Raw genomic sequence first — 23,438 nt, forward strand, 5'->3', positions numbered from 1 at the left:
TCAGGCCTGCAGAATGGAGGATACCAGCAGCTGGGTATAAGGGTGCTGCGGATCGTCCAGGATTTGATCGGTGAGGCCGGCTTCCACCACCCGGCCGCGCTGCATCACCAGCGTGCGCTGCGCCAGCAGCCGGGCCACGCCCAGGTCGTGGGTGACCATGATGACGGCGATGCCGCTGTCGCGCACCAGTCTTCGGGTCAGGTCCAGGAAGCGGGCCTGCACCGAGACATCGAGGCCGCCGGTGGGTTCGTCCATGAACACCAGCCGCGGATGGGTGGCCAGGCTGCGGGCGATCTGCAGCCGCTGCTGCATGCCGCCGGAAAAGGCGCTCGGCGCGTCGTCCAGCCGCGCGCGGCCGATTTCCACCCGTTCCAGCCAGTCGCCGGCGGTCTGGCGCAGCCGGCCGTAGTGACGCTGGCCCAGCGCCATCAGCCGCTCGCTGATATTGGCGCCGGCGGAGACGTCCATGCGCAGGCCATCGCGGGCGTGTTGGGACACGAAGCCCCATTCGCTGCGCGCCAGCCGGCGGCGCTCGGATTCGGCGATGGCGGTGAGTTCGTGCTCGCGGCCGTCGCGGTCGCGGAAGCGCGCGCTGCCGGCGTCGGCGGCCAGCTTGCCGGCCAGCGCGGCCAGCAGCGTGGATTTGCCGGAGCCGGATTCGCCGACCACGCACAGCACTTCGCCGGCGTAGAGCTCGAAATCGACGCCGAAGCAGCCATTGCCGTTGCCGTAGTCCTTGCCGAGGCCGCGGACGCTGAGTAGGGGCGGATTCATTGCGGGCTTTCCTGTGTGTCGCGGCGTTGCTGGCAGTGGTCGCTGTCGGAGCAGACGTATTGGCGCGCGCCGGCGTCGTCGGTGATGATTTCGTCCAGATAGCTGTCGTCGGCGCCGCATAGCGCGCAAGCCTGTTCCCAGCGCTGCGCCTGGAACGGATGGTCGTCGAAGGCCAGGCTTTCCACCCGGGTGTGCGGCGGGATCGCGTACAGCCGCTTTTCGCGGCCGGCGCCAAACAGCAGCAGCGCCGGGTTCATGTCCAGCTTGGGATTGTCGAACTTGGGAATGGGCGAGGGCGAGGCCAGGTAGCGGCCGTTGACCAGCACCGGGTAGTCGTAGCTGGTGGCGATGTGGCCGTAGCGGGCGATGTCCTCGTACAGCTTGACGTGCATCAGGCCGTATTCCTGGTGGGCGTGCAGCTTGCGGGTTTCCTGCTCGCTGGCTTCCAGCGTGCGCAGCGGCTCCGGCTCCGGCACCTGGAACACCAGCACCTGGCCGGCGCGCAGCGGGGTTTCCGGGATACGGTGCCGGGTCTGGATCAGGCTGGCCTCGGCGCTGCGGGTGGTGGTGGCCACGCCGGCGACGCGGGCGAAGAAGCGGCGGATATTGACCGCGTTGGTGGTGTCGTCGGCGCCCTGGTCTATGACCTTGAGCACGTCGTCGCGGCCAATCACGCTGGCGGTCAGCTGGATGCCGCCGGTGCCCCAGCCGTAGGGCAAGGGCATTTCGCGGCTGCCGAACGGCACCTGGTAGCCGGGAATGGCCACCGCCTTGAGCAGCGCGCGGCGCAGCATGCGCTTGGTGTTTTCATCGAGGAAGCCGAAGTTGTACGCCCATTGCGTGGCGGTGCTCATGCCTGTTTCTCCTTGTCGGCGGCGTGCTCGCGGCGCAACTGGCGTATCAGCGACAGCTCGGCCTGGAAATCGACGTAGTGCGGCAACTTGAGGTGCTGGACGAAGCCGGAGGCTTCGACGTTGTCGCTGTGGCACAGCGCGAATTCCGGCTGCTGTGCCGGCGCGTGCGCCGTTTCGCCAAGCTCGGCGGCGCGCAGGCTGCGGTCCACCAGCGCCATCGCCATCGCCTTGCGCTCGGCTTCGCCGAAGCTCAGGCCGTAGCCGCGGGTGAATTGCGGCGGCGCGCTGCGGCTGCCGGCGAACTGGTTGATCATCTGGCATTCGGTCAGCGTGATTTCGCCGATATCGATATCGAAGCCCAGTTCTTCCGGGCAGACCGTCACGCTGACTTCGCCCATGCGGATTTCGCCGGCGAAGGGGTGGCTTTCGGCGTAGCCGCGCTGGGTGGAATAGGCCAGGCCCAGCAGCCAGCCCTCGTCGCCGCGCGCCAGGTTTTGCAGCCGGGCGGCGCGGCCGGCCGGGAACAGCAGCGGCTCGCGCGTCAGGTCGGCCGGTTCCGGATCGCCCGGCGGCGGGGTTTCCGGCTCGATCAGGCCTTCCTGCGCCAGAGTGTCCAGCACGCAGGGCAGCCGTTCCGGCAAGGGTGCGTCCGCCAGCGTCGGCAGCGGCGGCTCGCCGGCCTGGGCCAGGTCAAAGTCCAGCAGCCGCTGGGTGTAATCTGCGGTGGGGCCCAGCACTTGGCCGCCGGGCACATCCTTGAAGGTGCCGGACACGCGGCGGCGCACCCGCATCGCCGCGGTGTCCAGCGGCCGGCTGGCGGCGAAGCGCGGCAGGGTGGTGCGGAAGGCGCGCAGCAGGAATACCGCTTCCACGCAATCGCCGGCCGCCTGCTTCAGCGCCAGTGCCGCCAGTTCCTCGTCGTACAGCGAGCCTTCCTGCATCACCCTGGCCAGCGCCAGCCGCAATTGGCCGCGGATCTGCGCGAGGCTCAGTTCCGGCGTCGCCGCGTCGCCGCGGCGCTTGGCGGCCAGCAAGTCCCAGGAGCGGGCGATGGCGGTTTCTCCGCCTTTGACGGCTACATACATATCAACCCTCCTTGACGCGGGTGCTGCGCGGCAGGCCGGCCACGCGCTCGCCGCTGATCAGCAAGATGTCCACGCCCAGCGGAAAGCGGGCGTGATTGTCCCGCCACTGCCGCCAGAAATCGTCCGGCGCGCCGTTCATGCCGAAGCGGCGCGGCGCGGCGAAACCCGGGCCGCAGGCTTCCACCTGCTCGGCGTTGAAGCCGGCGGTTTCCAGCAGCACGGTGGCGGAGCGGTCGGGGTATTCGGGCTCGCCGGCCTTGAGCGCGGCCAGCGGCGGCAGCGGCGCGCCCAGCGGCAGCACCACGAAGTCGGCCTGTTCCGGCGCGGTGGCCAGGCGCAGGCCGGTATGAAAGCGCAGGCTGGCCAGGGTGTCCGCCGGCAGCGGCGGCAGCCAGACGCTGACGTCCTGATCCAGCAAGGTGTAGAGCAGGGCGGCGGTGGCCGGCATCAGGCCCGGCAGTTCGGCCGGCAGCGCCGGCAGCGTCTGCGGTTGCAGGGGTTCGGCCAGCGCGGCCAGCGTGGCGCGGAAGCAGCGTTGGCTGTCGTGAACCGGATCGGCGAAGGCGGCGCGCATTTCATTCATTTCATTCCCCCCTGACCAGGGTGAAGAACTCCACCTTGCTGGCGGCGGCTTCACGCGCAGCCTGTTCGCGGCGCTCGGCGCGCTCGGCGCGCAAGGGCGCGATCCATTGCGCCAGCAGTTGTTCTTGCCGCGCCGGGTCTTGCAACAGCGCGTCGGCCTGGGCGATCAGTTCGGCGTGTTCGCCATTGCTGCCCAGCGCCCAGCCGTGGCCCAGGCGGCCGTCTATTCGGCAACTGGCGCGGCTGACGCTGGCCTCGCCCAGGTTGAAGCGGGTGCCGCTGCCGCCGGCGCGGCCTTGCAGCATGATGAGTCCGGTTTCGGCGCGGCGCAGCCATTCCACCCGCGGCGCCGGCGGCAGCAGCGGGGTCAGCAGCCGGCGCAGCCGCGGTAGCGGAGTGTGGGCCAGCAGGCTGAGCCAGTCTTGCCTGGTCGAGGTTTCCATATCGGGTATCGCCCTATGTGGTTTCAACAAAAATTCATATAAACGTATAGATGTATCCATGATAATGGCCCGTGACCAAGCGCAAACAGCATGCGGCGATGAAGGTTTTGTGACGATTGGGTGGCGGCGCTAGACCTTGGCCGCCGCGGGAGAGAAAGGGCTTGAAAGATGATTGAACGCGGTTCCGGCGTCGCCGTCTGGCGGCAGATAGAAAACAGCCTGGCCGAGCAGATCGCCGTCGGCGCCTTGCGCGCTGGCGAGCGGCTGCCCACCGAGCTGCAACTGGCGGAGCGCTTCTGCGTCAACCGCCATACCATCAGGCGCGCGGTGGCCACGCTGGTGGAGCGCGGCCTGCTGCGGGTGGAGCAGGGACGCGGCACCTTCGTGCAGGACAATGCGATCGACTACGCGATCAGCAAGCGCACCCGCTTCTCCCAGAACATGGCCAGCCAGAACCTGAACTCGGACATCGATATCCTGGCCAGCGACACGGTGCCGGCCAATGCCGAACTAGCCGACTTGCTGCAAGTGGCGGTGGGCGAGCCGCTGCTGCGCATCAAGACCCTGAGCCGGGTGGAACTGCGGGTGGTGGACTGGGCGACGCTGTTCTTTCCGGCGGCGCGTTTTCCCGGCCTGCCGGAAATCTACCGGCGCGAACGCTCGGTGACGCGCGCGTTGGCGCATTTCGGCATCGATGATTACACCCGGCGTTTTTCCCGCGTCACCGCGCGGCTGCCGGACAGCGAAACGGTGGACTACCTGGGCATTCCCAAGAACCGGCCGGTGCTGCATGTGAAGTCCTTGAACGTGGACCCGCAGGGGCGGCCGGTGCAGTACGGCGTCACCTGTTTCAACGGCGACCTGGTGCAACTGGTGATGGAGGACGCTTGATGCGCTACGCCCTGTATTACGCGCCGCGCCCGGACAGCGCCTTCTGGCGCGCCGGCAGCGGCTGGCTGGGCCAGGACGCGCACAGCGGCCTGCAAGTGTTGCAGCCGCACGCGCCGGGCATGGATGCCGAGACCCTGACGGAACTGACGACGGAGCCTGCACGCTATGGCTGGCACGCCACCTTGAAAGCGCCGTTCGCCTTGCGCGCCGGGGTGGAGGAGGCGGCGCTGCTGGAGCGCACCGCGGCGCTGGCGCAACGCTTCCAGCCCTTCGAGCTGGAGCTGGAGGTGGCCTGGCTGGCGGATTTTCTGGCGCTGCGGCCGGCGGAGCCGCCGCCGGAACTGGCCGAGCTGGCCGCCGCCTGCGTGATCGAGCTGGACGCGCTGACCGACCGCGAACGGCCGCTAAAGGCGCGCGCCGGACTGGACCCGCGCCAGGAGCGCTTGAACCTGCGTTGGGGCTATCCCTATGTATTCGAGCAGTACCGTTTTCACCTGACGCTGAGCGGCCGGCTGGCGCCGGACAGCGCGGCGGGGCGCGCGCTGGAGCAGGCTGCACGGCGGCAGTTCGCCGCTTTTTCCCGCGCGCGGGTGGACGGCGTGGCGCTGTTCATGGAGCCGGCGGCGGGCCAGGCCTTCCGCTATCTGGCGCACTGCGGTTTCGACGGGCAGGTGGCGCGCTATGAAGTCTGAGCCCGGAGTGTTGTGGTATGTGATCGGCCCGTCCGGCGCCGGCAAGGACAGCCTGCTCGCCTATGTGCGGGCGCGGTTGCCGGCCTCCGGGCGGCTGGTGTTCGCGCATCGCTACATTACCCGGCCGGCCGACGCCGGCGGCGAGAACCATGTGGCGCTGAGCCGGGAGGAGTTCGAACAGCGCGAACAGGGCGGCTGTTTCGCCTTGAGCTGGCGGCGGCATGACCTGGCCTATGGCCTGGGCGTGGAGGTGGCGCTGTGGCTGGAGCAGGGCCTGGACGTGGTGGTCAATGGCTCGCGTTCGGCGCTGCCGCTGGCGGCGCGGCGCTTTCCCGGCTTGCGCCCGGTGTGGATAGTCGCCAGCCCCGAGGTGCTGGCGGCGCGGCTGGCCGGCCGCGGCCGCGAATCGGCCGAGCGCATCGCCGCGCGGCTGGAAGAAGCGGCGGCGCTGCAAGCGCCGCCGGGCGCGGCGGTGTTGCGCAACGACGGCGAATTGGCCGAGGCCGGCGAGCGGCTGCTGCGGCTACTGACGGACAGTTTAAGTGAGAACTGTACTTAATGATGGGAAAACGGCGTCGGCGTCGGCGCCGCCGCTTGCTATAACCGGGGCAGTTCGCCGGCAGCGTCGCGGCGGACCGCGCACCGGTCCCGCCGCGGAACGCCTGGGCCGGCGCAGCCGCTCTAGCGCGTTCCGCCATTGGCTGGAGAATGGACATGGCTTTGCAATCAAGAAACTGGCATGCCTGGCTGAACGCGATGCCGGGCCACCCCAAGAGCTTGCATGTGGCAGGTGACGTGGTGGTGGCCAATCCCGGGGTGGAAGCGGTGCTGACCATGCGCGAGCCGCAGGGCATCAACCCCGCCATCCTGATGCTTGACCTGCACCTGGTGCAGAAACCCGGCATGTGGCCGCAGGTGCTGGCGGTGGCGCACGCCCGTTATGACCGGGTATTGCCGCCGGGCGCGCCGCCGTACAAATCGGTGGAAGTGCTGCACAATAATGAGCGGGTGGCCTTTATCGAGCACATCCCGGAAATCGTGTAGCCACGGCTTGTTCCGGCGGCCTGGCAGGACCGCCGGGTGCTTAGAACCTGTTTACGATCTGCTGCGCGTCGGCGGGATGGATAGAAATGGGCGTTGAAACCAAGCTCAAAATGCTCATGTACCACGAGTACATTCCGCTTTTTCGCCCGTTTTCGCCTTGTCACGCCTTAGCTCGCGAGATCGTAAACTGGTTCTTACAGAGTGATGGTTTCGCAGCCGCTGCGCCCGGACTTCTTGGCCCGATACATCGCCTGATCCGCCGCCTGCAGTAGGCTGTCCGCGCTGCTGGCGCCGCCGCCCAGCGCAATGCCGATCGAGATGCCCAGCTGACGCTGTTCTCCGCCGATGTCGAACGGCTCCTGCATCGCTTCCAGGCATTTGGCGGCGACGATGCGCGCCACGTCCTCCGCGTCCGCGCCCAGGTCGCCTATCAACAATACGAACTCGTCACCGCCGATGCGCGCCAGCGTATCGGTCTGGCGCACGATGCCGCTCAGCCGCTGCGCCGCCTGCCACAACACCTTGTCACCGGCCTTGTGGCCATAGTTGTCGTTGATCAGCTTGAAACCGTCCAGGTCCAGGAATAGCAGGCCCAGCTTTCTCTCATTGCGCTGCGCGCGCGCCAGCGCCATGTTCAGGCGGTCCGACAGCAGCGCGCGGTTGGGCAGCCCGGTCAGCGCGTCGTGGTGGGCCATGCGCGCCAGCTCGGTCTGTTGCTGGTTGAGTTTGTTCAACAGCCGGTTGAAGGCGGCGATCAAATGGCCGACCTCGTCGTTGCGCGTCAGCGGCAGTGGCTCCAGCGGCAGCTCGCCGCGGGTCATGCGATCGGCGTGGCTGGCGGCGCGGAACAGCGGGCGGAACAGTAAATAGAGGCCGATGCCTGCCGCCACGCCGAAGATCAGGATGGCGATCACCGCGTTTTTCAGCAGAAAGGCTTGCGCCCTGCCCACGGTGGCGAAGGCCTCGCTGCTGGGCAGCCGCGCCACCACGAACCAGCCGGTGCTGGGCACCGAGGCGATGGCGGACACTTCCTCGCGTCCCTTGGCGTTGATGGTGATGCCCACGCCGCGGAAGCCGGCCATCGCCCGATCGTGCAAGGGATTGATGCCCGCCGGCGGCGTGGGTTTGAGCACCATGTCCGGCTGAGAGGAGGCGACGAACAGCTTGTCCTGCGGCGAGATCAGCAAAAAGCCGCTATTCGGCCTGCCGATGTGGGAAGCCAGCAGCAAATCCATGAAGCCCGGCGCGGCCAGCGCGGTGATGCCGGCCAACGCGCCTTGCGGGCGGCCATCGCGCCACGGCAAGGCCGCGGCCATGGGCAGTACCGGTTTTTTGCTGGCGCGGCCGATGACGGGGCGGCCGATGACGATGCGGTCCAGCCTGGCCGGGGCGGACAGCGCGGCGCTGATATAGTCGCGGTCGGAAAAGTCGCTGCCGACACGGCCGGGCAAGGGCGGGTAATCGGCGATGGCGCGGCCCTCCTGCGTCACCACGAACAAACCTTGGGAGAACGGGCACTGGAAATCGCAATGCAGGCGCAGCCAGGCTTGCAGCTCGGCCGGCCGTTGCAGCAGCGCGGCGGGCAGGGTACTCGCCAGGCGCCGCAGCAGCGCCTGGCGCTGCTCTATCTTGAAGTCCAGGTCGCGGGCGACATAGCTGGCCAGCGCCATCTGCTGATTCTGCACCACCGAGCTCAGATCTTCGCGCAGGAAATGGCTGAGCGCGTAGTAACGCGCCACCGCGCCCAGGGTCACGATGCACAGCGCCAGCAGCAGCAGGCGGGTCACGATGCTAGCGAAGATGCTGCGCAGATTCATGGTCGCAAAATATGGTAGTCATTAGCATAGTCTAGGCCAGACTTTGCGTTTTGTATGTTGGACATGCGCCGCTGGCGATCAGCGCGGCAGCAGGCCGACGCAGCACAAGGCCACCGCCGCGCGGGTGCGCGCGCCCAGGTCGCTGTCCGGCAGCGGCGGGGTCAGGCCCAGCGCCATCTGGCGCAGTGGCTCGGCGATGGTCAGCGCCAGCAGCAGTTCGGCGGTCTGCATCGGGTCCGGGCAGCGGATCAGGCCGCGCGCGGCCTGCTGCTCCAGCCAGCCGGCCAGCAAGGCGGCGCAGCGCCGCACCCCGTGCTCGGCGTATTGTTCCAGCGCCCGCTCCTTGCCGGGAAAATCGCCCACCAATAAGCGGAACAGTCCCACCGCTTCGCGCGACAGCACCTTGGCCGCCACTGTGTTCAGCAAGGCTTCCAGCGCTTGCGGCAGATCGGCGGCGTCCGTCAGCGGCGCCTGCATCGGCGCGACGAAGTCATCGGTCCAGTCGTGGATCACCGCGCCCAGCAATTGCTCGCTGTTGTCGGCGAAACGGTACACCGTTTTCTTGGCCACACCGGCCCGCTGCGCCACCGCCGCCATGGTGGCGGCCTGATAGCCCTGGTTCAGCAAGAGTTCAGTGGCGGCGTCCAGCACCTGTTGGCGCAATTCCTGTTCCGGCACGGCGGGGCGGCCGCGCGAGCGCGGCGCCTGGTCCTGGCTTGACATCTGAATGAGCTTTCCTCAATATGGAAACGCATAACGTTTCTTAATTTGTGGAGGCGCGTCGCCGCGCCATGGTCTTTACCTGTCCAAGGAGTGTACTGTGAATCAGACTACGGAAACACGCCCGCGCCATGCGGGCATTTACGATGAATTGCTGCAGCCGGGCCCGCTGGCCCTGGAAACCGGCGTGCGCCGGCTGGACGACGGCAGGCTGTTGGTGGCGGTGCGCACCGAGCTGCCCGGCTGCGCCGGCCGCATGTTCGACTGGTGGTTTAACTTCTTCGACACCACCCAGCATATCCGCTGGTGGCATCCGCACGATCATGTGCAATTGCACGGCTGGAGCGAGTCGCGCCGGCAGAGCGGCAGCTATGTCGGCGCCACGGTGCGCGCGGTGGAGGCCTTGGGCGAGATCCCGCCGGTGTCGGCGGTGCTGAAATTCCACCCGGCGGAAAGCTTTTTCGGCGCCGGCCTGCTCAAGGCGGCGCGCGCTTGCGGCGATGTTTCGGCCGCGGTGTGTGCGCGCATCGCCTTTGGCGACGAGCCGCGGCTCAGCGCCGATGGTGATCCGCTGGACGGGGAGATGGTGCACCTGACGCGCGACACCGCCCATGGCGCGGTGCTGCGCAGCCGCTTTCTGCTGGGCGCGGCCGATGGCTGCGGCGAAGCGGTGCCGGAGCAACTGGGCCTGGAGCTGATGCGCCATTGCTACAACGAGTTCAGCTGCCTGGCGCGGCTCTTGCCATCGCTGTATTACGGCGAGCACGCCAACGGCGAGAAAGGACCGCTGGCCTGGTAGGCTGTTTGCCGGCGGCAGGACATCCAGCTGCGCAAGACAAGCTTCACCCGGCCGTCACCGCGCTGTCATCGACGCGTCGTAAGGTGGCGGCTGATTCACGGATGGTGTGCGGACCATAAGGTCTATACATCTAAACCCATTGGAGCGATGTCGATGAAACAGCAGATTGTCCTGGCCGCCGGCCTGGCCTTGGCCGGCCTGATGGCCCCGCTGGCGCAGGCCGCCACCACCCTGACCGTGTACACCGCGCTGGAAGCGGACCAGGTCAAGGAATACAAGGAGGCTTTCGAGAAGGCCAACCCGGACATCGAGATCCGCTTCGTGCGCGAATCCACCGGCATCATCACCGCCAAGCTGCTGTCCGAAAAAAACAATCCGCAGGCCGACGCGGTGTGGGGCCTGGCCGCCACCAGCCTGATGATCCTGGACCAGCAGGGCATGCTGCAGCCGTACGCGCCCAAGGGCGTGGAAAAGCTGAGCCCGGCCTTCGTGGACAAGGCCAAGCCGCCCAAGTGGACCGGCATGGACGTGTGGGCGGCCACCATCTGTTTCAATACCGTGGAAGCGGCCAAGAAGAACCTGCCCAAGCCCGAGAGCTGGGCGGATCTGACCAAGCCGGCCTATAAGGGCCAGATCGTGATGCCGCATCCGGCGTCCTCCGGCACCGGCTATCTGGACGTGTCCGCCTGGCTGCAGATGATGGGCGAGAAAAAGGGCTGGGATTATATGGACAAGCTGCACGCCAATATGGCCCAGTACGTCCACTCCGGCTCCAAGCCGTGCAAGATGGCCGCCGCCGGCGAGTACCCGATAGGCATCTCCTTCGAATACCGCGGCGCCCAACTGAAGGAAAAGGGCGCGCCGATAGACCTGATCTACCCGAAGGAAGGCCTGGGCTGGGACCTGGAGGCCACCGCCATTCTCAAGGGCAGCAAGAAGCTGGCCGCCGCGCAAAAGCTGGCGGACTTCTCGGTCAGCCTGCCGGCGATGCGCCTGTATGAAAAGAACTACGCGGTGCTGGCCATGCCCGGCGTGGCCAAGCCCAATCCCTTCATCCCCGCCGACTACGCCAAGCGCCTGAGCAAGAACAACTTCGCCTGGGCCGCCAAGCAGCGCGAGGCCATCCTGCAGGAATGGTCGCGCCGCTATGAAAGCAAGGCCGAACCCAAAAGCTGATCCGGCTTCCTCTGTCACGCCGCCCGTCCGCCGGGCGGCGTCGTCCCATTGCAAGACATCCTGGAGTTGCGCATGAAACCGGCCGATAGCCTCAGCGGCTTGTCCGAACACCTGTCCGTCCGCGGCCTCAGCCGCCGTTTTGGCGGCTTCACCGCGCTGGACGGCGTATCGCTGTCCATACGCAAGGGCGAATTCGTCTGCCTGCTGGGCCCCTCCGGCTGCGGCAAGACCACCTTGCTGCGCCTGATCGCCGGGCTGGACCAGCCGGACGCCGGCAGCGTTCATCTGCTGGAGCGCGACATCACCCGCGAGCCGCCGGCGCGCCGCGATTACGGCATCGTGTTCCAGAGCTATGCGCTGTTCCCCAATCTCAATGTCGCCGACAATATCGCCTACGGCCTCAAGCCGCGCGGCGGCGGCGCGCGTCACGCTCGCCGCGTGCGCGAACTCCTGGATCTGGTGGGCCTGCCCGGCGCCGAGGACAAATACCCGGCCCAGCTGTCCGGCGGCCAGCAGCAGCGGGTGGCGCTGGCGCGCGCGCTGGCCACCTCGCCCGGCCTGCTGCTGCTGGACGAACCGCTGTCCGCCTTGGACGCGCGGGTGCGCGACAAGCTGCGCGACGAACTCAAGGGCCTGCAAAAGCGCCTGGGCGTCACCACCTTGATGGTGACCCATGACCAGGCCGAGGCGCTGGCCATCGCCGACCGGGTGGTGGTGATGAACGCCGGCGGCATCGAGCAGATCGGCACGCCGGCCGAAATCTACCGCCGGCCGGCCAGCCGCTTCGTCGCCGAATTCGTCGGCGCCGCCAACTGGCTGCCGGCGCGGCGGCGGGACGCGCACAGCGCCGCCGTCGGCAATTGCCTGCTGCGGCTGGACACGCGGCTGCCGCACAGCGAGGCGCTGACCCTGTTTCTGCGGCCGGAAGACATCATCGTCAAGGCGCGCTGGGACGGCGCGCCCAACACCTTGCTGGCGCGGGTGGACGACGTCAGCTTCGGCGGTGCGATGACCCGGCTGCGCCTGCAGCCGGAAGCCATGCCCGGCCTGGTGTTGCATGCCGAAATCTGCCCATCCATGTTGCAGCGCCAGCCGCTGGCGCCGGGCGAAGTGGTGCCGGTGGAACTGCCGGCCGCCTTGTTGCGGGCCTATGCCGGGGAGGGCGCATGCTGAGCCGCGCCTTGAACGGATGGCGCGCCGCGCCGGCCGGCGCCGCCAATGGCGAACGGCGGCTGGCTTCCGCGCTGGTGTGGACGTTGGCGGCGCTGCTGGCGCTGGCCTTGGGCCTGCCGCTGCTGTTCATCTTCGGCAAATCGGTGTTGGACATGGACGACGGCTTCGTCGGCCTGGCCAACTTCGTCCAGGTGCTGGACAGCCCCGGCCTGATGCGCGCCGCCCGCCACAGCCTGTGGCTGGCGCTGACTGTCACCGCGCTGGTGCTGCCGCTGGCTTTCGCCTTCGCCTGGGGGCTGAGCCGCAGCCGCGTTTGGGGCGGCGGCGTGTTCCGCCAGATCGCCCTGTCGCCGCTGTTGGCGCCGTCCCTGATGCCGGCCATCTCGCTGGTGTATTTGTTCGGCAACCAGGGTCTGCTCAAATCCTGGCTGGCCGGCGCCAGCATTTACGGCTTCTGGGGCATGGTGCTGGGCGAAGCCTTCTACACTTTTCCGCACGCGCTGCTGATCCTGCTGACCGCGCTGTCGGCGTCGGACGCGCGCTTGTACGAGGCCGGCCGCGCGCTGGGCGCCGGCGCGCTGCGCCGCTTCCTCACCATTACCCTGCCGGGCGCGCGTTATGGGCTGGTGTCGGCGGGCCTGGTGGTGTTCACCCTGGTGATCACCGACTTCGGCGTGCCCAAGGTGGTGGGCGGCGACTACAATGTGCTGGCGGTGGAAGCCTTCAAGCAAGTGGTGGGGCAGCAGAACTTCCCGCGCGGCGCGGTGGTGGGTCTGATGCTGCTGCTGCCGGCGGTGTTTTCCTTCTTCATCGAACGGCGCATGGCGCGCCGCCAGCAGGCGGCGCTGAGCGCGCGCGCGGTGCCGTTTTCGCCGGGCCGCGGCTTATGGCGCGACCTGGCCGCCTGGCTGCTGCTAGCGGTGATCTCGCTGCCGCTGCTGGCCTTGCTCGGCGTCGGCATCGTCGCCTCCTTCATCAAATACTGGCCCTACGATTTGAGCCTGACGCTGGCGCACTACCAGTTCGACAGCGTAGACGGCGGCGGCTGGAGCGCCTATTTCAACAGCCTGAAGCTGGCCGCCATCACTGCCGGCATCGGCAGCCTGCTGGTGTTCGCCGGTGCCTACGCCTGCGAGAAGCTGCCGGCGGCGCCGCTGGGCCGCGCGCTGTTGCGCTTCTTCGCCATGCTGCCGATGGCGGTGCCCGGCCTGGTGCTGGGCCTGGGTTATGTGTTCTTCTTCAACCACCCGGCCAATCCGCTGCATGCGCTCTACGGCGGCATGACGCTGATGGCGGCCTGCACCATCGCCCACTTCTACACCACCGCCCACCTGACCATGAGCACCGCGCTCAAACAGCTGGACGGCGAATTCGAAGCAGTGGCCGCCTCGCTCAAAGTGCCGTTCTGGGTGACGCTGCGGCGGGTGACGCTGCCGGTGTGCCTGCCGGCGCTGCTGGACGTGATGCGCTATCTATTCGTGTCGGCGATGACCACGTTGTCGGCGCTGATCTTCATCGCCAGCCCGGACAACAGCCTGGCCGCGGTGGCCATTGTCACCATGGACGATGCCGGCGACACCGCGGCGGCGGCGGCGATGGCCAGCTTGATCGCGCTGAGCTCGGCCGCGGTGTCGCTGCTGCTGTTGGGGCTGGAACGAGTGCTGGGCCGGCGCGGCCAGCGCTGGCGCGGCCGCGCTTGACGGCACTGGGCTTTGGCGTGACGATGTCATTTCATTTTCCGCCAGAGCGAGGAGACGCCGCATGGGATGTCCGCAAGTATGCATGGGCGCGATGCTGCAATGCAGTTTCGGCGTCGCCCCCAGCAGCCTGGTGGTGTTGCCGGTCAATCGAGTGATGGCCGGCGGCGTGCCGGCCGCCAACATCATGGACCACGTGCCCATGCTCAACATCATGCCCTTCGGCATGTGCCAAAGCCCGGCCAACCCTATGGTGGCGGCCGCCACCGCCGCCGCGATGGGCGTGCTGACGCCCATGCCCTGCATCCCGGTCACCGCCGCGCCATGGACCCCGGGCGCGCCCACGGTGCTGATCGCCAATATGCCGGCGCTGGACAGCAACAGCATGCTGATGTGCAACTGGGGCGGGGTGATCAAGATCAACGCGCCCGGCCAGTTCACGGTGATGATTCCCTGAGAGCCTGTTCAAAGCCCGCTGCGCTTCGTGAGATTCGATACGGTAAGCTCCGCTTCGGAATGCTTATGTACCACTTGCAGATTCCGCTTCTTCAGCCGCAAGGCCTTGTCTTGTTCTTGCCCATGGTCGTGCGCGTCGGCGCCGACAGCTGACGCTTGTGCATCAGCCCATAGGCCAGGGCCGGCGCGGGCCGCGGCTTGATTGAAATCAAACGTTCAATTCAATTGGAATATTAATTTATTGGCTTCTTGCCGATTGGCATGAATCAACCTTCTCAAGCAAGGAGCCATCATGACCTTATCCCATCGTCTCGCCATCGCCGCGCTCAGCCTGGCCACCGCATCCGCCTTTGCCGTCACCATCACTCCGCCCGGACCCGGCGGCGCGCCTATGCCGTTTTCCGCGGTGGGGCCGGCCAAGGTGGGTAAGTTCGGCATCGATCTGGACTGCAAGGCGGTGTTCAGCGGCACCGTGGACGGCTATGGCAATGTCGCCATCACCAGTGCCTCCTTCAGCGGCGGCGCGCTGTGCAAGCTGATCAAGCCCACAGCCTCGGTCATCGCGCCGTGGACCGGCCATGTGGATACCGCCACCCAGTTGACGCTGGATAATGTGGCGGTGAACGTCAAATCGCCGATCGCCGGCGGCCTGTGCGGGCCCAGCAAGATTGTCGGCAGCGTCGCCGACAATGGCAGTGAAACCGTGATCGGCCTGGACGCGGCGCAGTTGTCCGGCGGTTGTACCATCAGCGCGACGCTGAGTACTACGCCGTATATGCGGGTCACGCCTTAGACCCGCTAACAAAACCCCTGATCCTGCGTTGCGCCTCCTTGTCGTACTACTTGTACTGCCTGCGTCGGCGCGCCTTGGCTCAGGTGCGCTGCGCGGTTTTGTTAGCGGCTCTTAGAACCTGTTTACGATCTGCTGCGCGTCGTGAAACGTGACACGGTGAGTACTGCTTCGAAATGCTCATGTACCGCTTGTACATTCCGCTTTCTCATCGGTTTCCGCCTCGTCATGCCCTAGTGTGCAGGACTTTGAATAGGCTCTCCGTTACCGGAAAACCCCTGCGCATCGCAAGACGGCGTCAGGGGTTTTGTCCGTGGCGTTTGTCCAAACAGAAGCCCGGGCGCTCTCAACGGGCCGGCGCCTGGAGAAAGCGCTCGACGATGCGTTCGGTTTCGCCGGACTGCTTCATCGCCTGCAAGGCGGCCGTCAGTCTGCCGGCCAGCGAGGCCGGGTCCAGCCGCAGCGGATAGTTGTCCGGGCTTAAGGGCTGGTCGGCGCGGTAATCCGGATTGGGCTGCGCGCGGTAAAAGCGGGAGTGTTTGGAAAAGCCCATATGCATGGCTTGCCAGGGCTCCAGCGACGGGTGCAGCGTCAGCCCGGTGGGCCGCAGCCGCTCCCAGTAGAAACGCAGCGTGAGTTCGTCGTAGATGTAGAAATCTCCCTTGCCGGCGCTGATCAGACGGAAGGCGCGTTCCACATCCAATTCGGGCACTTGCAGTACCTTGATGCGCGCTTGCCACAGCAGGGGAATCAGGTCCGGGTTGCCCAGGTTGCGCAGTTCCACGCCATTGCCCAGATCGGCGTAGCCGCGTACGGCGGGGTGGCTGGCGCGGGTAATGACGACATGGCGCTCGCGCAGGCCGTTGGGCAGGAATAGGGCGATGGGCTCGCGCTCCGCGTTGTAGGTGTAGCCGGGATAGAAGTCCACCTCGCCCTGCGCCAGCGCTTGCAGCAAGCGCTTCTTTGGCAGGCGCACCACTTTCAGCGTGCAGCCGATTCTTTGGCAGGCGCGGCTGTACAGGGTTTTATAGATGCCTTCGTCGTTGTCGTCGTCGATATAGGGACGCCGTTCATTGGTGCGGTAGCCCATCACCAGTTCCGGATCTTGCGCCAGGGCCAGGCGGGCCTGGGCCGCGATGACGGCGATGATGATGCAAAGCGCGAGACGCATGCCGGTCCCTCCTGTATTCCGTCTTCAGCTTATGTCATTCTTCCCGCCAGCGCGCGGCGGCGGCAAATGCATGATAGAAATTGATAGGTTTCCGCAAAATTCATCGCTTTTTTAAATGCATGTCCGCTTGCACAATGCCAAGCACGGCCATGTGGCTGGAAACCGGCCTTGGAGACACGGCGATGAGCACTAGACGACAATTCCTGGGCGCAAGCCTGTTGACGGCGGGCGGCATGATGGCCGCCCGCGCTTGGAGCGCGGAGCCGAGCGCGGCCGGCTATCGCATGCCGGACGAGGGAGAAGGCCACGCCGCCACCTGGATGGCCTTCGGTCCCAGCCTGGAGGTGTGGGGCACGAGTTTGCTGCCGGTGGTGCGGCGGGATTTGGCGCGAGTGGCCCAGGCCATCGCCGCCCACGAGCCGGTGCGCATGCTGACGCGGGCCGAGGACATGGCGCTGGCGGCCAAGCTGTGCGGCCCCAAGGTGGAACTGGTGGAGCAGCCGCTGGACGATCTGTGGATACGCGACAGCGGCCCGATCTTCGTCAAGGGCAAGGACGGGGCGGCGGCGGTGGATTTCAACTTCAACGGCTGGGGCGGCAAGCAGGCGCACCGTAGGGACGCCAAGGTGGCCGCCGCGGTGGCGGCCAAGGCCGGCGTGCCCGTCGTGTCTACCCGCTTGGTGCTGGAAGGAGGCGGCATCGAGGTGGATGGCGAAGGCAGCGCCATCATCACCGAAAGCTGTGTGCTCAACGCCAACCGCAATCCCGGCTGGAGCAAGGCGCAGTGCGAGCGCGAGCTGCGCCGCTTGCTGGGCGTGGAAAAAGTGATCTGGCTGCCCGGCATCGCCGGCCGCGACATCACTGACGGCCACACCGACTTCTACGCCCGTTTTGTCCGTCCCGGCGTGGTGGTGGCCGGGCTGGACACGGACCCGCAGTCCTACGATTACGCGGTCACTCGCCATCACCTGAGCCTGCTGCGCCAGGCGCGCGACGCGCGCGGCCGCAAGCTGGAGGTGGTGGTGTTGCCGGGGCCGGAGCGGGTACGGCCGGAGTACGAAGGCCACGAGATGGCCGCCGGCTACATCAATTTCTATGTCTGCAACGGCGCGGTGATCGCGCCGGAGTTCGGCGACGCCAAGGCCGACCGCAACGCGCGCGCGGCGCTGCGCGAGCTGTTTCCGCAGCGAGAGGTGGTGCAGCTGAATATAGACGGCATCGCCGCCGGCGGCGGCGGCATCCACTGCGCGACACAGCAGCAGCCGGCTTGAATCGGCGTGGAAGCCGGCCCCGCGGGGCCGGCTTTTTCACGCGCTCAAGACAGCGCGCCTTCCTGGCGCAGCACTTGTTCCAGCGCGGCGAAGCAGGTGGCGTCGATGGCGCTGCCCAGGTGCCGGCGCATGATGTCCAGGGTTTGCGGCGCCGGGGTGGCCGGGTGGTAGGGGCGTTCCGCGTTGATGGCGTCGAAGATGTCCGCGGCGGTGATGATGCGGGTTTCCAGCGCGATGGCGTCGCCGGACAGGCCGCGCGGGTAGCCGCCGCCGTCCGGGCGCTCGTGGTGGGCGCCGGCCACCCAGGCCAGTTCGGCGAAGTGTTCGATGCGGCCCAGAATGGCCTCGGTGTAGCCAGCGTGGCGTTTGACCGCCTCCCATTCATCCGCCTCCAGCTTGCCGGGCTTGTCCAGTATGGAGTTGCTGACCCCCAGCTTGCCCACGTCGTGCAGAAGCGCGCCGCGTTTCAGCCAGCGCCGTCGCTCCAGGCCCAGTTCCAGCTCCGCGGCGATCTGGTCGGCGTAATGGCCCACTCTTTGGCTGTGGCCGGCGGTGAACGGGCTTTTGGAGTCCACCACCTGGCCGAAGCCTTCGGCGATCTCGTCCAGATAGTCCTCGTCCAGCGGCACCGCGCATTGGGCCGGCTCCAGCCGCAGCACCGCCTGGTCGATGTCGTCGGCCTCCAACTGCCGCCAGAAGTCCGGCCGGGCGCTCACCCGGCGGAAGGCGGCCACCAGCTCCGGATCGAACCAGCCGCCGGAGCGGTGTAGCGCCTGCTCCAGTGCCGCGTGGCGGCCGTGGGTGATGTGGAACACGTCTATCACTTGAGCCAGCAGCGCGATGCGTGAATTCAGCGGGATGGCGTCGCCGCGCAGCCCCAGCGGCCGGCCGGAGCCGTCCCAGTGTTCGTCCAGAGACTGGATGCCCTGCGCCACGCTTTCATTGAAGCGCAGCTGGCGGGCGATGTCGGCGCCGCGGTGGCAGCGGATATTGATCAACTCGTCCGCCATGGCTTTGCCGTGACGCAGCACTTTGAGAATGGAGCCCGCGCGCCGCGTCCAGCCCTCGCTGTGGGTGCCGGTGTTCTTGAACACAAAGCCCAGCATCTGCGGCAGGCTGGCGCCCACTTGCTTGAAGTCCTGTTTGAAACTGCGATCGTCGGTTTGGTACAGCTCGCAAATGCGCGCCGCATTGCTGCTGCAGCCCAGGTCCTTGAGCAGGATGGAGTAGTACAAATCCCATAGCTGTTGCGGCGGCAGGCCTATGTCTTGGCCGATATGCATGCCTATCCAGCAACTGCGGACGCAGTGGCCCTCCGGCTGGCCTTCGGTGATGTCCAGCGCGTAGCTTAGCGAGCTGATCAGTTCTGACAGCTTCAGGGTGGCGATCATGCGTGCTCCATGGGGTTGAGGCGGGCGGGGGAGGGGCGGCGAAGCCGCTCACAAAACCTTGCAGAGACGCGGGGGCAAGCCGCGCTGGCGCGGACAGTACATTGAGTACGGCAAGCCGGAGCCGCGCGGCATCTCTGTGAGCGGCGCTACCCTATTTATCCTCGGCGACGCGTGCTTTTTCAATCCCGCCGCGCCGGCGCGCGTTCGCGGCTCAGCCGCGCGATGACGTCCACCAGCCGCGTTTCGATGTCCTGGTCCAGCGGCAAGCGCTCGCTGGCCAGTTCCGCCAGCCGCGGATGGGCGCCCACCTGTACCGAGTGGCCGGCGTCCAGGAACATGCTGACATCGTTGCTATCGTTGCCGAAGCAGATCAGCTCCTCGGCGGCGATGCCGCATTGGCGCAGCGCGGCCATCTTGCTGACGCCGGCGGCGGTGATGTCGAAGATCTGTTCGTCGGAATGGTGGTGCAGCTCCACGCCGGCGTGGGCGTCCAGCTCCTGGCGCAGGCCGGGGACGTCGGCGCAGGCGGTGATCAGCAGCTTGGTTGGTTGGCGGATGTCTTCGGCGCCGACATGGCTGGCCAGTTTGCCGGGGTCCACCTTGTTGAGGAAGGGATGGCTGGCATCGCCGCTGTAGTGGTAGTTCCAGCTCAGGTCCACCAGGTAGGACGCGGCGAAGCGTTGCGCCAACTGGGTGATGTCGGCGAACACCGGGTCCGGGATGGGGGTCAGCCGGTGCAGCTGGCCTTGCCGGTGGCTCATCGCGCCGTTGGCGCCGATGATCAGCGCGTCGTGGAAGCGGGCATCCAGCAAGGGCAGGATGTCGCGGTAGGGGCGGGCGGAAGCGAAGCCCAGCTGGTGGCCGCGCTGGCGCAGGCTGTCCAGCGCGTCCTGGATGGCCGGGCTGATGGTTCTGCCGTTGAAGCAAATGGTGCCGTCGATATCGAAGATGAAGTGCATGAGGTCTCGCTGCGGGGAGGTGGCGGCGGCGGGTTTTAGCGCCGCTTTATGATGTTTGTATTCTAACTGTCTCACCTGCTCGGGTGAAGCCGCCGCGACAAACTGGCGGGCCGCGGGCTTGTGAATGCCGGCAGTTGTCCGCATTGTCTGTAGGTGATCCCATGAAACCCGGAGTATGCCGCGCATGAGCCAAAACGTTTGTCTGGAGCCATTGACCCCCGCCGATTTTCCCGTGCTGGCCGAGTTGGCCGGCGAGATCTGGCATCAGCATTTCATCAGCATGATCAGCCGCGAGCAGATCGAATACATGCTGGCCGGCCGTTATGTCCCGGAAAAGCTGTCCGCTTATCTGGACGCGCCGGACCGCTGGTTCGGGCTATTGAAGCTGGATGGCCGGGCGGTGGGCTATTGCAGTTACGCGCTGACGGCGACGCCGGGGGAGATGAAGCTGGAGCAGCTGTATCTATTGGCGGAGACGCGTGGCCGCGGCCTGGGCGCTTACATGCTGGACGCGGCGGAAGACGCGGCGCGCCGGCACGGCTGCCATGCCTTGGTGCTGACGGTGAACAAGCACAATGCCGGCGCTATCGCGGTGTACAAGCAGCGTGGTTTTACCTTGCGGGAGGAGGCGGTGTTCGATATCGGCAACGGCTTCGTGATGGACGATTATGTGATGGCGAAGCGCTTGGCTTGAGGCGCCAGCGTTCGTCGCGAACGCGGATCGGAAAACAGCGCAAGGCGATGGGCCTTGCGCTGTTTGCGTTTCAGCGCCTAGGTGCTGGGGGCGCGGTGACGGTTAGTTCTAGGACGCCGTGGCCTTGGCGCGGGCTTCGTCCCGCCACATCGCGTCCAGGTAGTTGTGGTATTCGTCGGCGATCCAGCTGGCCGCTTGGCACAAGCCTTTCAGCTGTTCCAAGTCCGGCTGCGGCACGGTGATCTGCTGGCGCATGCTGGCGAGCAGCGGGCGCAACAGGTTCAGCGCTTCCAGGCCATTGGCCAGCGCGTCCGCGGTTTCGAGTTTGGAGAGAGTGGCAGTGGGGATGGGATGTTTATCCATGATGAACTCCTGGCATGGCATTCCTCGTCCGCATTGGCGGGATGGGGAATATGACTGAGAAGCCGCGACTGACGAGCGCGGGTTCCGCCTGACAGGTGTGTTCAGCACCAAGAGGGAATCTAGCAGAATGAATAGGAATGGGTAAAGCGATGGGAGGCAATATTTTATCGCCTCCATCAGGTGCAGCTATTTCACCTTGGTTGGCTTGCCCTGAGTTTCCATTAGTTGAGCAAATTTTGTCCACGAGAGACGATGTTTGTTAACCGAGTTACCTGAGGGAAGCCATTCGATGTTGCCTTTGCTGATCAATAGCTTGCCAAGTCTTGTGCTATCAACCTTAACTTCGATCTCAACGTCTTTGTGAAGAATAATTTTTTCACTCAGGTTTAAAAGTACTTGATGAGCCATAAACCATCTCCATTTTTTACGAGGCTAAGTTTAAGTAGGCTGGTTTTAAAGTGTGGTGCACTTAGAGGTAGGGTACCTCTTTGGTAAGCTTTTTGTCATATTTTGATGGTCGGAAGGTTCATCCCGCTCACGTTTTTTTAGAGGTGGGTGATCAGCTGCATGGTTGATGAACTAGGCTAAACGCAAAGGACGGCATGCTTTCGATGTGGCCCAACTCCCTTCATGCCTGCTGACGGGTGGCAGGTCCGAGGTTTTAAGCGGCTGTTTTGTTTGAGCGATTTGACGTTAGCAAATCGCGCGTCCAGCCTCGCTTCGGACCTGACGGGTCCCGGCGGGTAGCCGTAGGCCAGGCTTGCAGGGTGGCCTTTAAGTGAAGAGGATATTTGGCCAAGCAAATACCCTCTTCCTGCTTGCCGGGCAGCCCCGGCAATGAAAACCATCATCCGCGTAGCGGATTCGATGTCTTACCTTGAGCAATACCCTCGGGCCGCAAAGATCGGGAATAGGTTCTAGGGAGTTGCTTAGGTGCCGCAGAAGGTCCGATATCCCTGCGCCACTTCCGGCGCGGCCGGCAGCGTGTAGCGCTTCAGGCCGGCGCGTTCGGTGAAGGGCTGGCGCAATACGTCCAGCAGCGCCAGTGTCGGGCCCATGTCGCCATGATCGCTGGCGGCGGCCAGCGCTTCTTCCACCAGGTGGTTGCGCGGGATGTAGAGCGGGTTGGCCTGGCGCAGCGCGGCGGCGCGTTCGGCGCCGGCTTGCGGTTCGGCGTCCAGCCGCTGGCGCCAGCGCGCCAGCCACGGCGCGGCGGCGGCCGGGTCGTTGAAGAGCTGAGTCAGTGTTTGGTCTTGGCCTTCGGCGGCGTCGGCCAGCCGGCGCCAGGCCAGGGTGTGGTCGGCGTCCTGGCGCGCCAGCAGCGCCAGCCAGTCTTCGGCCAGTTCCTGGTCGATGTCCTGCGCCTGGCTTAGGCCCAGCTTGCGGCGCGCCTGTCGCAGCCAATGCGCCTGGTAGCGTTCGGCGAAGTCTTCGATGACGGCGGTGGCCGCCGGCACCGCGTTCTTGGGTTCGTCCGGGTCCAGCAGCGGCAGCAGGGTTTCCGCCAGCCGGGCCAGGTTCCATTGGGCGATGGCCGGCTGGTTGCCGTAGGCGTAGCGGCCGCCGCTGTCGATGGAACTGAACACGGTGGACGGATGATGGACGTCCATGAAGGCGCAGGGGCCGTAGTCTATGGTTTCGCCGCTGAGCGCCATATTGTCGGTGTTCATCACGCCGTGGATGAAGCCGGCGTGCATCCAGCGGGCGATCAGTTCCGCCTGGCGTTCCGCCACCGCTTGCAGCAGCGCCAGATAGGGTTGTTCGGCGCCGGCCAGTTCGGGGTAGTGGCGCGCCAGGGTGTAGTCGGCCAGCCGGCGCAGCATGTCGCGCTCGCCGCGGAGGGCGAAGTACTGGAAGGTGCCGACGCGCAGATGGCTGGCGGCGACGCGGGTCAGCACCGCGCCGGGCAGCGCTTGTTCGCGGTAGACGGTTTCGCCGGTGGCGGTCACGGCCAGCGCGCGGGTGCTGGGGATGGCGAGCGCGTGCATGGCTTCGCCGATGATCAGTTCGCGCAGCATCGGCCCCACCGCGGCCTTGCCGTCACCGCGGCGCGAGAACGGAGTGCGGCCGCTGCCCTTGAAGGCGATGTCGCGGCGCTGGCCGTTGCGGTCGATGATTTCGCCCAGCAGCAGCGCGCGGCCGTCGCCCAGCGACGGCGACAGGCCGCCGAACTGGTGGCCGGCATAGGCTTGGGCCACCGGCTTGGCGCCGGCCGGCAAGGCGGCGCCGGAGAAGGCGGCGGCCAGCTCGGCGGCGTCGGCCTGGGCGCTGTCCAGGCCCAGCTCTTGCGCCAGTTCGGCGTTCCAGTACAGCAGGGCCGGCGCGGGCGGGCGTTCGGGTTGCACCGGCGCGCAGGCGTCGGCCAGGTCGCGGGCGTAGCTGTGGTCGAAGTCGATGTGGATCATGGCGGGCTCGCTGGGCGGAGTATGGGGTTGAGAACCTGTTTACGATCTGCTGCGCGTCGGTGATACGGCGTTGAAACCCCCTTCGAAATGCTCATGTACCGTGTGTACACTCCGCTTTCTCAGCGGTTTTCGCCTTGTCTCACCTTAGCTCGCGAGATCGTAAACACGTTCTGAGACGCCGGCGGCGCGGC

General features: G+C 66.3%; 25 protein-coding genes. 12 read left to right on the forward strand and 13 right to left on the reverse strand.

Translation table 11 applies throughout. The annotated features are described in order from the left end of the window. The 5 genes from phnK to phnG are packed head-to-tail and all read right to left on the reverse strand — an operon-like array spanning position 1 to position 3,738. A complete protein-coding gene (phnK, locus tag VI26_RS21670) occupies positions 1–774 on the reverse strand; it encodes a phosphonate C-P lyase system protein PhnK (RefSeq protein ID WP_048411842.1) in 774 nt (257 codons plus the stop codon). Then, positions 771–1,628 carry an alpha-D-ribose 1-methylphosphonate 5-phosphate C-P-lyase PhnJ gene (locus VI26_RS21675; protein WP_048411843.1) on the reverse strand — a complete coding sequence of 286 codons (858 nt, stop codon included), beginning with the start codon at positions 1,626–1,628 and terminating at the stop codon, positions 771–773. Before VI26_RS21675 ends, phnK begins: the two co-directional genes overlap by 4 nt. Then, entirely contained in the window at positions 1,625–2,713 is a 1,089-nt protein-coding gene (locus VI26_RS21680; protein WP_048411844.1) for a carbon-phosphorus lyase complex subunit PhnI, read from the reverse strand. The genes VI26_RS21675 and VI26_RS21680 overlap by 4 nt, the downstream gene beginning before the upstream one ends. Position 2,714: 1 nt before the next feature. Beyond that, positions 2,715–3,296 carry a phosphonate C-P lyase system protein PhnH gene (gene phnH / locus VI26_RS21685; protein ID WP_048411845.1) on the reverse strand — a complete coding sequence of 194 codons (582 nt, stop codon included), beginning with the start codon at positions 3,294–3,296 and terminating at the stop codon, positions 2,715–2,717. 1 nt (position 3,297) lies between these two features. After that, entirely contained in the window at positions 3,298–3,738 is a 441-nt protein-coding gene (gene phnG / locus VI26_RS21690) for a phosphonate C-P lyase system protein PhnG (RefSeq protein WP_048411846.1), read from the reverse strand. A gap of 168 nt (positions 3,739–3,906) precedes the next feature. On the opposite strand from phnG, the gene phnF reads away from it, so the two are divergent. The 4 genes from phnF to VI26_RS21710 all read left to right on the forward strand — a co-directional run bounded on the left by phnF (position 3,907) and on the right by VI26_RS21710 (position 6,365). Next, positions 3,907–4,629 (forward strand): phosphonate metabolism transcriptional regulator PhnF, encoded by a 723-nt coding sequence (gene phnF / locus VI26_RS21695; protein WP_048411847.1) that lies wholly within the window; start codon positions 3,907–3,909, stop codon positions 4,627–4,629. After that, positions 4,629–5,321, forward strand: coding sequence for a DUF1045 domain-containing protein (locus tag VI26_RS21700; protein WP_048411848.1), 693 nt, complete (start codon positions 4,629–4,631; stop codon positions 5,319–5,321). The genes phnF and VI26_RS21700 overlap by 1 nt, the downstream gene beginning before the upstream one ends. Beyond that, positions 5,311–5,880: a phosphonate metabolism protein/1,5-bisphosphokinase (PRPP-forming) PhnN gene (gene phnN / locus VI26_RS21705; protein WP_048411849.1), complete on the forward strand. Its 570-nt coding sequence runs from the start codon at positions 5,311–5,313 to the stop codon at positions 5,878–5,880. The genes VI26_RS21700 and phnN overlap by 11 nt, the downstream gene beginning before the upstream one ends. Positions 5,881–6,035: 155 nt before the next feature. After that, on the forward strand, positions 6,036–6,365 hold the full coding sequence (locus tag VI26_RS21710; protein WP_048411850.1) for a hypothetical protein: 330 nt from the start codon (positions 6,036–6,038) through the stop codon (positions 6,363–6,365). 194 nt (positions 6,366–6,559) lie between these two features. On the opposite strand, the gene VI26_RS21715 is transcribed toward VI26_RS21710, so the two are convergent. Beyond that, positions 6,560–8,182, reverse strand: a complete 1,623-nt coding sequence (locus VI26_RS21715; RefSeq protein WP_048411851.1) for a GGDEF domain-containing protein — start codon at positions 8,180–8,182, stop codon at positions 6,560–6,562. A gap of 78 nt (positions 8,183–8,260) precedes the next feature. Beyond that, positions 8,261–8,905 carry a TetR/AcrR family transcriptional regulator gene (locus tag VI26_RS21720; RefSeq protein WP_048411852.1) on the reverse strand — a complete coding sequence of 215 codons (645 nt, stop codon included), beginning with the start codon at positions 8,903–8,905 and terminating at the stop codon, positions 8,261–8,263. Positions 8,906–9,002: 97 nt separating this feature from the next. Between VI26_RS21720 and VI26_RS21725 the strand changes: the two genes are divergently transcribed. The 6 genes from VI26_RS21725 to VI26_RS21750 all read left to right on the forward strand — a co-directional run bounded on the left by VI26_RS21725 (position 9,003) and on the right by VI26_RS21750 (position 14,996). After that, positions 9,003–9,701: a DAPG hydrolase family protein gene (locus tag VI26_RS21725; RefSeq protein ID WP_231465212.1), complete on the forward strand. Its 699-nt coding sequence runs from the start codon at positions 9,003–9,005 to the stop codon at positions 9,699–9,701. 153 nt (positions 9,702–9,854) lie between these two features. After that, positions 9,855–10,877, forward strand: a complete 1,023-nt coding sequence (locus tag VI26_RS21730; protein WP_156183992.1) for a putative 2-aminoethylphosphonate ABC transporter substrate-binding protein — start codon at positions 9,855–9,857, stop codon at positions 10,875–10,877. A 72-nt stretch (positions 10,878–10,949) separates the two neighbouring features. Further along, the gene (locus VI26_RS21735) at positions 10,950–12,050 is read left to right on the forward strand and encodes a putative 2-aminoethylphosphonate ABC transporter ATP-binding protein (protein WP_048411854.1); all 1,101 of its coding nucleotides are present in this window, start codon (positions 10,950–10,952) and stop codon (positions 12,048–12,050) included. Then, on the forward strand, positions 12,044–13,750 hold the full coding sequence (locus VI26_RS21740) for a putative 2-aminoethylphosphonate ABC transporter permease subunit (protein ID WP_048411855.1): 1,707 nt from the start codon (positions 12,044–12,046) through the stop codon (positions 13,748–13,750). The genes VI26_RS21735 and VI26_RS21740 overlap by 7 nt, the downstream gene beginning before the upstream one ends. A 61-nt stretch (positions 13,751–13,811) precedes the next feature. Then, positions 13,812–14,204, forward strand: coding sequence for a DUF4280 domain-containing protein (locus tag VI26_RS21745; RefSeq protein WP_048411856.1), 393 nt, complete (start codon positions 13,812–13,814; stop codon positions 14,202–14,204). A 291-nt stretch (positions 14,205–14,495) separates the two neighbouring features. After that, on the forward strand, positions 14,496–14,996 hold the full coding sequence (locus tag VI26_RS21750; protein WP_048411857.1) for a hypothetical protein: 501 nt from the start codon (positions 14,496–14,498) through the stop codon (positions 14,994–14,996). Positions 14,997–15,339: 343 nt separating this feature from the next. Here the strand turns inward: VI26_RS21750 and VI26_RS21755 are convergent, their stop codons facing one another. Continuing rightward, positions 15,340–16,164: an ABC transporter substrate-binding protein gene (locus VI26_RS21755; protein ID WP_048411858.1), complete on the reverse strand. Its 825-nt coding sequence runs from the start codon at positions 16,162–16,164 to the stop codon at positions 15,340–15,342. Between the two features lie 182 nt (positions 16,165–16,346). On the opposite strand from VI26_RS21755, the gene VI26_RS21760 reads away from it, so the two are divergent. Then, positions 16,347–17,435, forward strand: a complete 1,089-nt coding sequence (locus tag VI26_RS21760; protein WP_048411859.1) for an agmatine/peptidylarginine deiminase — start codon at positions 16,347–16,349, stop codon at positions 17,433–17,435. A gap of 44 nt (positions 17,436–17,479) precedes the next feature. Here VI26_RS21760 and VI26_RS21765 read toward each other — a convergent pair whose 3' ends face one another. After that, positions 17,480–18,826, reverse strand: coding sequence for an HD-GYP domain-containing protein (locus VI26_RS21765; protein WP_048411860.1), 1,347 nt, complete (start codon positions 18,824–18,826; stop codon positions 17,480–17,482). Between the two features lie 179 nt (positions 18,827–19,005). Beyond that, positions 19,006–19,785, reverse strand: coding sequence for an HAD family hydrolase (locus VI26_RS21770; protein ID WP_048411861.1), 780 nt, complete (start codon positions 19,783–19,785; stop codon positions 19,006–19,008). Between the two features lie 184 nt (positions 19,786–19,969). Between VI26_RS21770 and VI26_RS21775 the strand changes: the two genes are divergently transcribed. Beyond that, the gene (locus tag VI26_RS21775; protein WP_048411894.1) at positions 19,970–20,479 is read left to right on the forward strand and encodes a GNAT family N-acetyltransferase; all 510 of its coding nucleotides are present in this window, start codon (positions 19,970–19,972) and stop codon (positions 20,477–20,479) included. A 108-nt stretch (positions 20,480–20,587) separates the two neighbouring features. Here the strand turns inward: VI26_RS21775 and VI26_RS21780 are convergent, their stop codons facing one another. The 3 genes from VI26_RS21780 to VI26_RS21785 form a co-directional block, all read right to left on the reverse strand. Beyond that, positions 20,588–20,842, reverse strand: a complete 255-nt coding sequence (locus tag VI26_RS21780) for a hypothetical protein (RefSeq protein WP_048411862.1) — start codon at positions 20,840–20,842, stop codon at positions 20,588–20,590. 186 nt (positions 20,843–21,028) lie between these two features. After that, positions 21,029–21,250, reverse strand: a complete 222-nt coding sequence (locus tag VI26_RS24110) for a hypothetical protein (protein ID WP_082151202.1) — start codon at positions 21,248–21,250, stop codon at positions 21,029–21,031. A 521-nt stretch (positions 21,251–21,771) separates the two neighbouring features. Then, the gene (locus VI26_RS21785) at positions 21,772–23,247 is read right to left on the reverse strand and encodes a YdiU family protein (protein WP_048411863.1); all 1,476 of its coding nucleotides are present in this window, start codon (positions 23,245–23,247) and stop codon (positions 21,772–21,774) included. Between the last annotated feature and the right edge of the window lie 191 nt (positions 23,248–23,438).

The organism is Chromobacterium sp. LK1 (genome assembly GCF_001043555.1).
Classification (GTDB): Bacteria; Pseudomonadota; Gammaproteobacteria; order Burkholderiales; family Chromobacteriaceae; genus Chromobacterium; species Chromobacterium aquaticum.

Bases quoted from the DNA above. Each gene is read 5' to 3' on its own strand.
- VI26_RS21775 (WP_048411894.1), top strand. From the start codon at position 19,970: ATGAGCCAAAACGTTTGTCTGGAGCCATTGACCCCCGCCGATTTTCCC.
- phnN (WP_048411849.1), top strand. From the start codon at position 5,311: ATGAAGTCTGAGCCCGGAGTGTTGTGGTATGTGATCGGCCCGTCCGGC.
- VI26_RS21750 (WP_048411857.1), top strand. From the start codon at position 14,496: ATGACCTTATCCCATCGTCTCGCCATCGCCGCGCTCAGCCTGGCCACC.
- VI26_RS21760 (WP_048411859.1), top strand. From the start codon at position 16,347: ATGAGCACTAGACGACAATTCCTGGGCGCAAGCCTGTTGACGGCGGGC.
- VI26_RS21780 (WP_048411862.1), bottom strand. From the start codon at position 20,842: ATGGATAAACATCCCATCCCCACTGCCACTCTCTCCAAACTCGAAACC.
- VI26_RS21710 (WP_048411850.1), top strand. From the start codon at position 6,036: ATGGCTTTGCAATCAAGAAACTGGCATGCCTGGCTGAACGCGATGCCG.
- VI26_RS21755 (WP_048411858.1), bottom strand. From the start codon at position 16,164: ATGCGTCTCGCGCTTTGCATCATCATCGCCGTCATCGCGGCCCAGGCC.
- VI26_RS21770 (WP_048411861.1), bottom strand. From the start codon at position 19,785: ATGCACTTCATCTTCGATATCGACGGCACCATTTGCTTCAACGGCAGA.
- VI26_RS21715 (WP_048411851.1), bottom strand. From the start codon at position 8,182: ATGAATCTGCGCAGCATCTTCGCTAGCATCGTGACCCGCCTGCTGCTG.
- VI26_RS21720 (WP_048411852.1), bottom strand. From the start codon at position 8,905: ATGTCAAGCCAGGACCAGGCGCCGCGCTCGCGCGGCCGCCCCGCCGTG.
- VI26_RS21785 (WP_048411863.1), bottom strand. From the start codon at position 23,247: ATGATCCACATCGACTTCGACCACAGCTACGCCCGCGACCTGGCCGAC.
- VI26_RS21700 (WP_048411848.1), top strand. From the start codon at position 4,629: ATGCGCTACGCCCTGTATTACGCGCCGCGCCCGGACAGCGCCTTCTGG.
- phnK (WP_048411842.1), bottom strand. From the start codon at position 774: ATGAATCCGCCCCTACTCAGCGTCCGCGGCCTCGGCAAGGACTACGGC.
- VI26_RS21765 (WP_048411860.1), bottom strand. From the start codon at position 18,826: ATGATCGCCACCCTGAAGCTGTCAGAACTGATCAGCTCGCTAAGCTAC.
- VI26_RS21745 (WP_048411856.1), top strand. From the start codon at position 13,812: ATGGGATGTCCGCAAGTATGCATGGGCGCGATGCTGCAATGCAGTTTC.
- phnH (WP_048411845.1), bottom strand. From the start codon at position 3,296: ATGAATGAAATGCGCGCCGCCTTCGCCGATCCGGTTCACGACAGCCAA.
- VI26_RS21675 (WP_048411843.1), bottom strand. From the start codon at position 1,628: ATGAGCACCGCCACGCAATGGGCGTACAACTTCGGCTTCCTCGATGAA.
- VI26_RS24110 (WP_082151202.1), bottom strand. From the start codon at position 21,250: ATGGCTCATCAAGTACTTTTAAACCTGAGTGAAAAAATTATTCTTCAC.
- VI26_RS21730 (WP_156183992.1), top strand. From the start codon at position 9,855: ATGAAACAGCAGATTGTCCTGGCCGCCGGCCTGGCCTTGGCCGGCCTG.
- phnF (WP_048411847.1), top strand. From the start codon at position 3,907: ATGATTGAACGCGGTTCCGGCGTCGCCGTCTGGCGGCAGATAGAAAAC.
- VI26_RS21740 (WP_048411855.1), top strand. From the start codon at position 12,044: ATGCTGAGCCGCGCCTTGAACGGATGGCGCGCCGCGCCGGCCGGCGCC.
- phnG (WP_048411846.1), bottom strand. From the start codon at position 3,738: ATGGAAACCTCGACCAGGCAAGACTGGCTCAGCCTGCTGGCCCACACT.
- VI26_RS21680 (WP_048411844.1), bottom strand. From the start codon at position 2,713: ATGTATGTAGCCGTCAAAGGCGGAGAAACCGCCATCGCCCGCTCCTGG.
- VI26_RS21735 (WP_048411854.1), top strand. From the start codon at position 10,950: ATGAAACCGGCCGATAGCCTCAGCGGCTTGTCCGAACACCTGTCCGTC.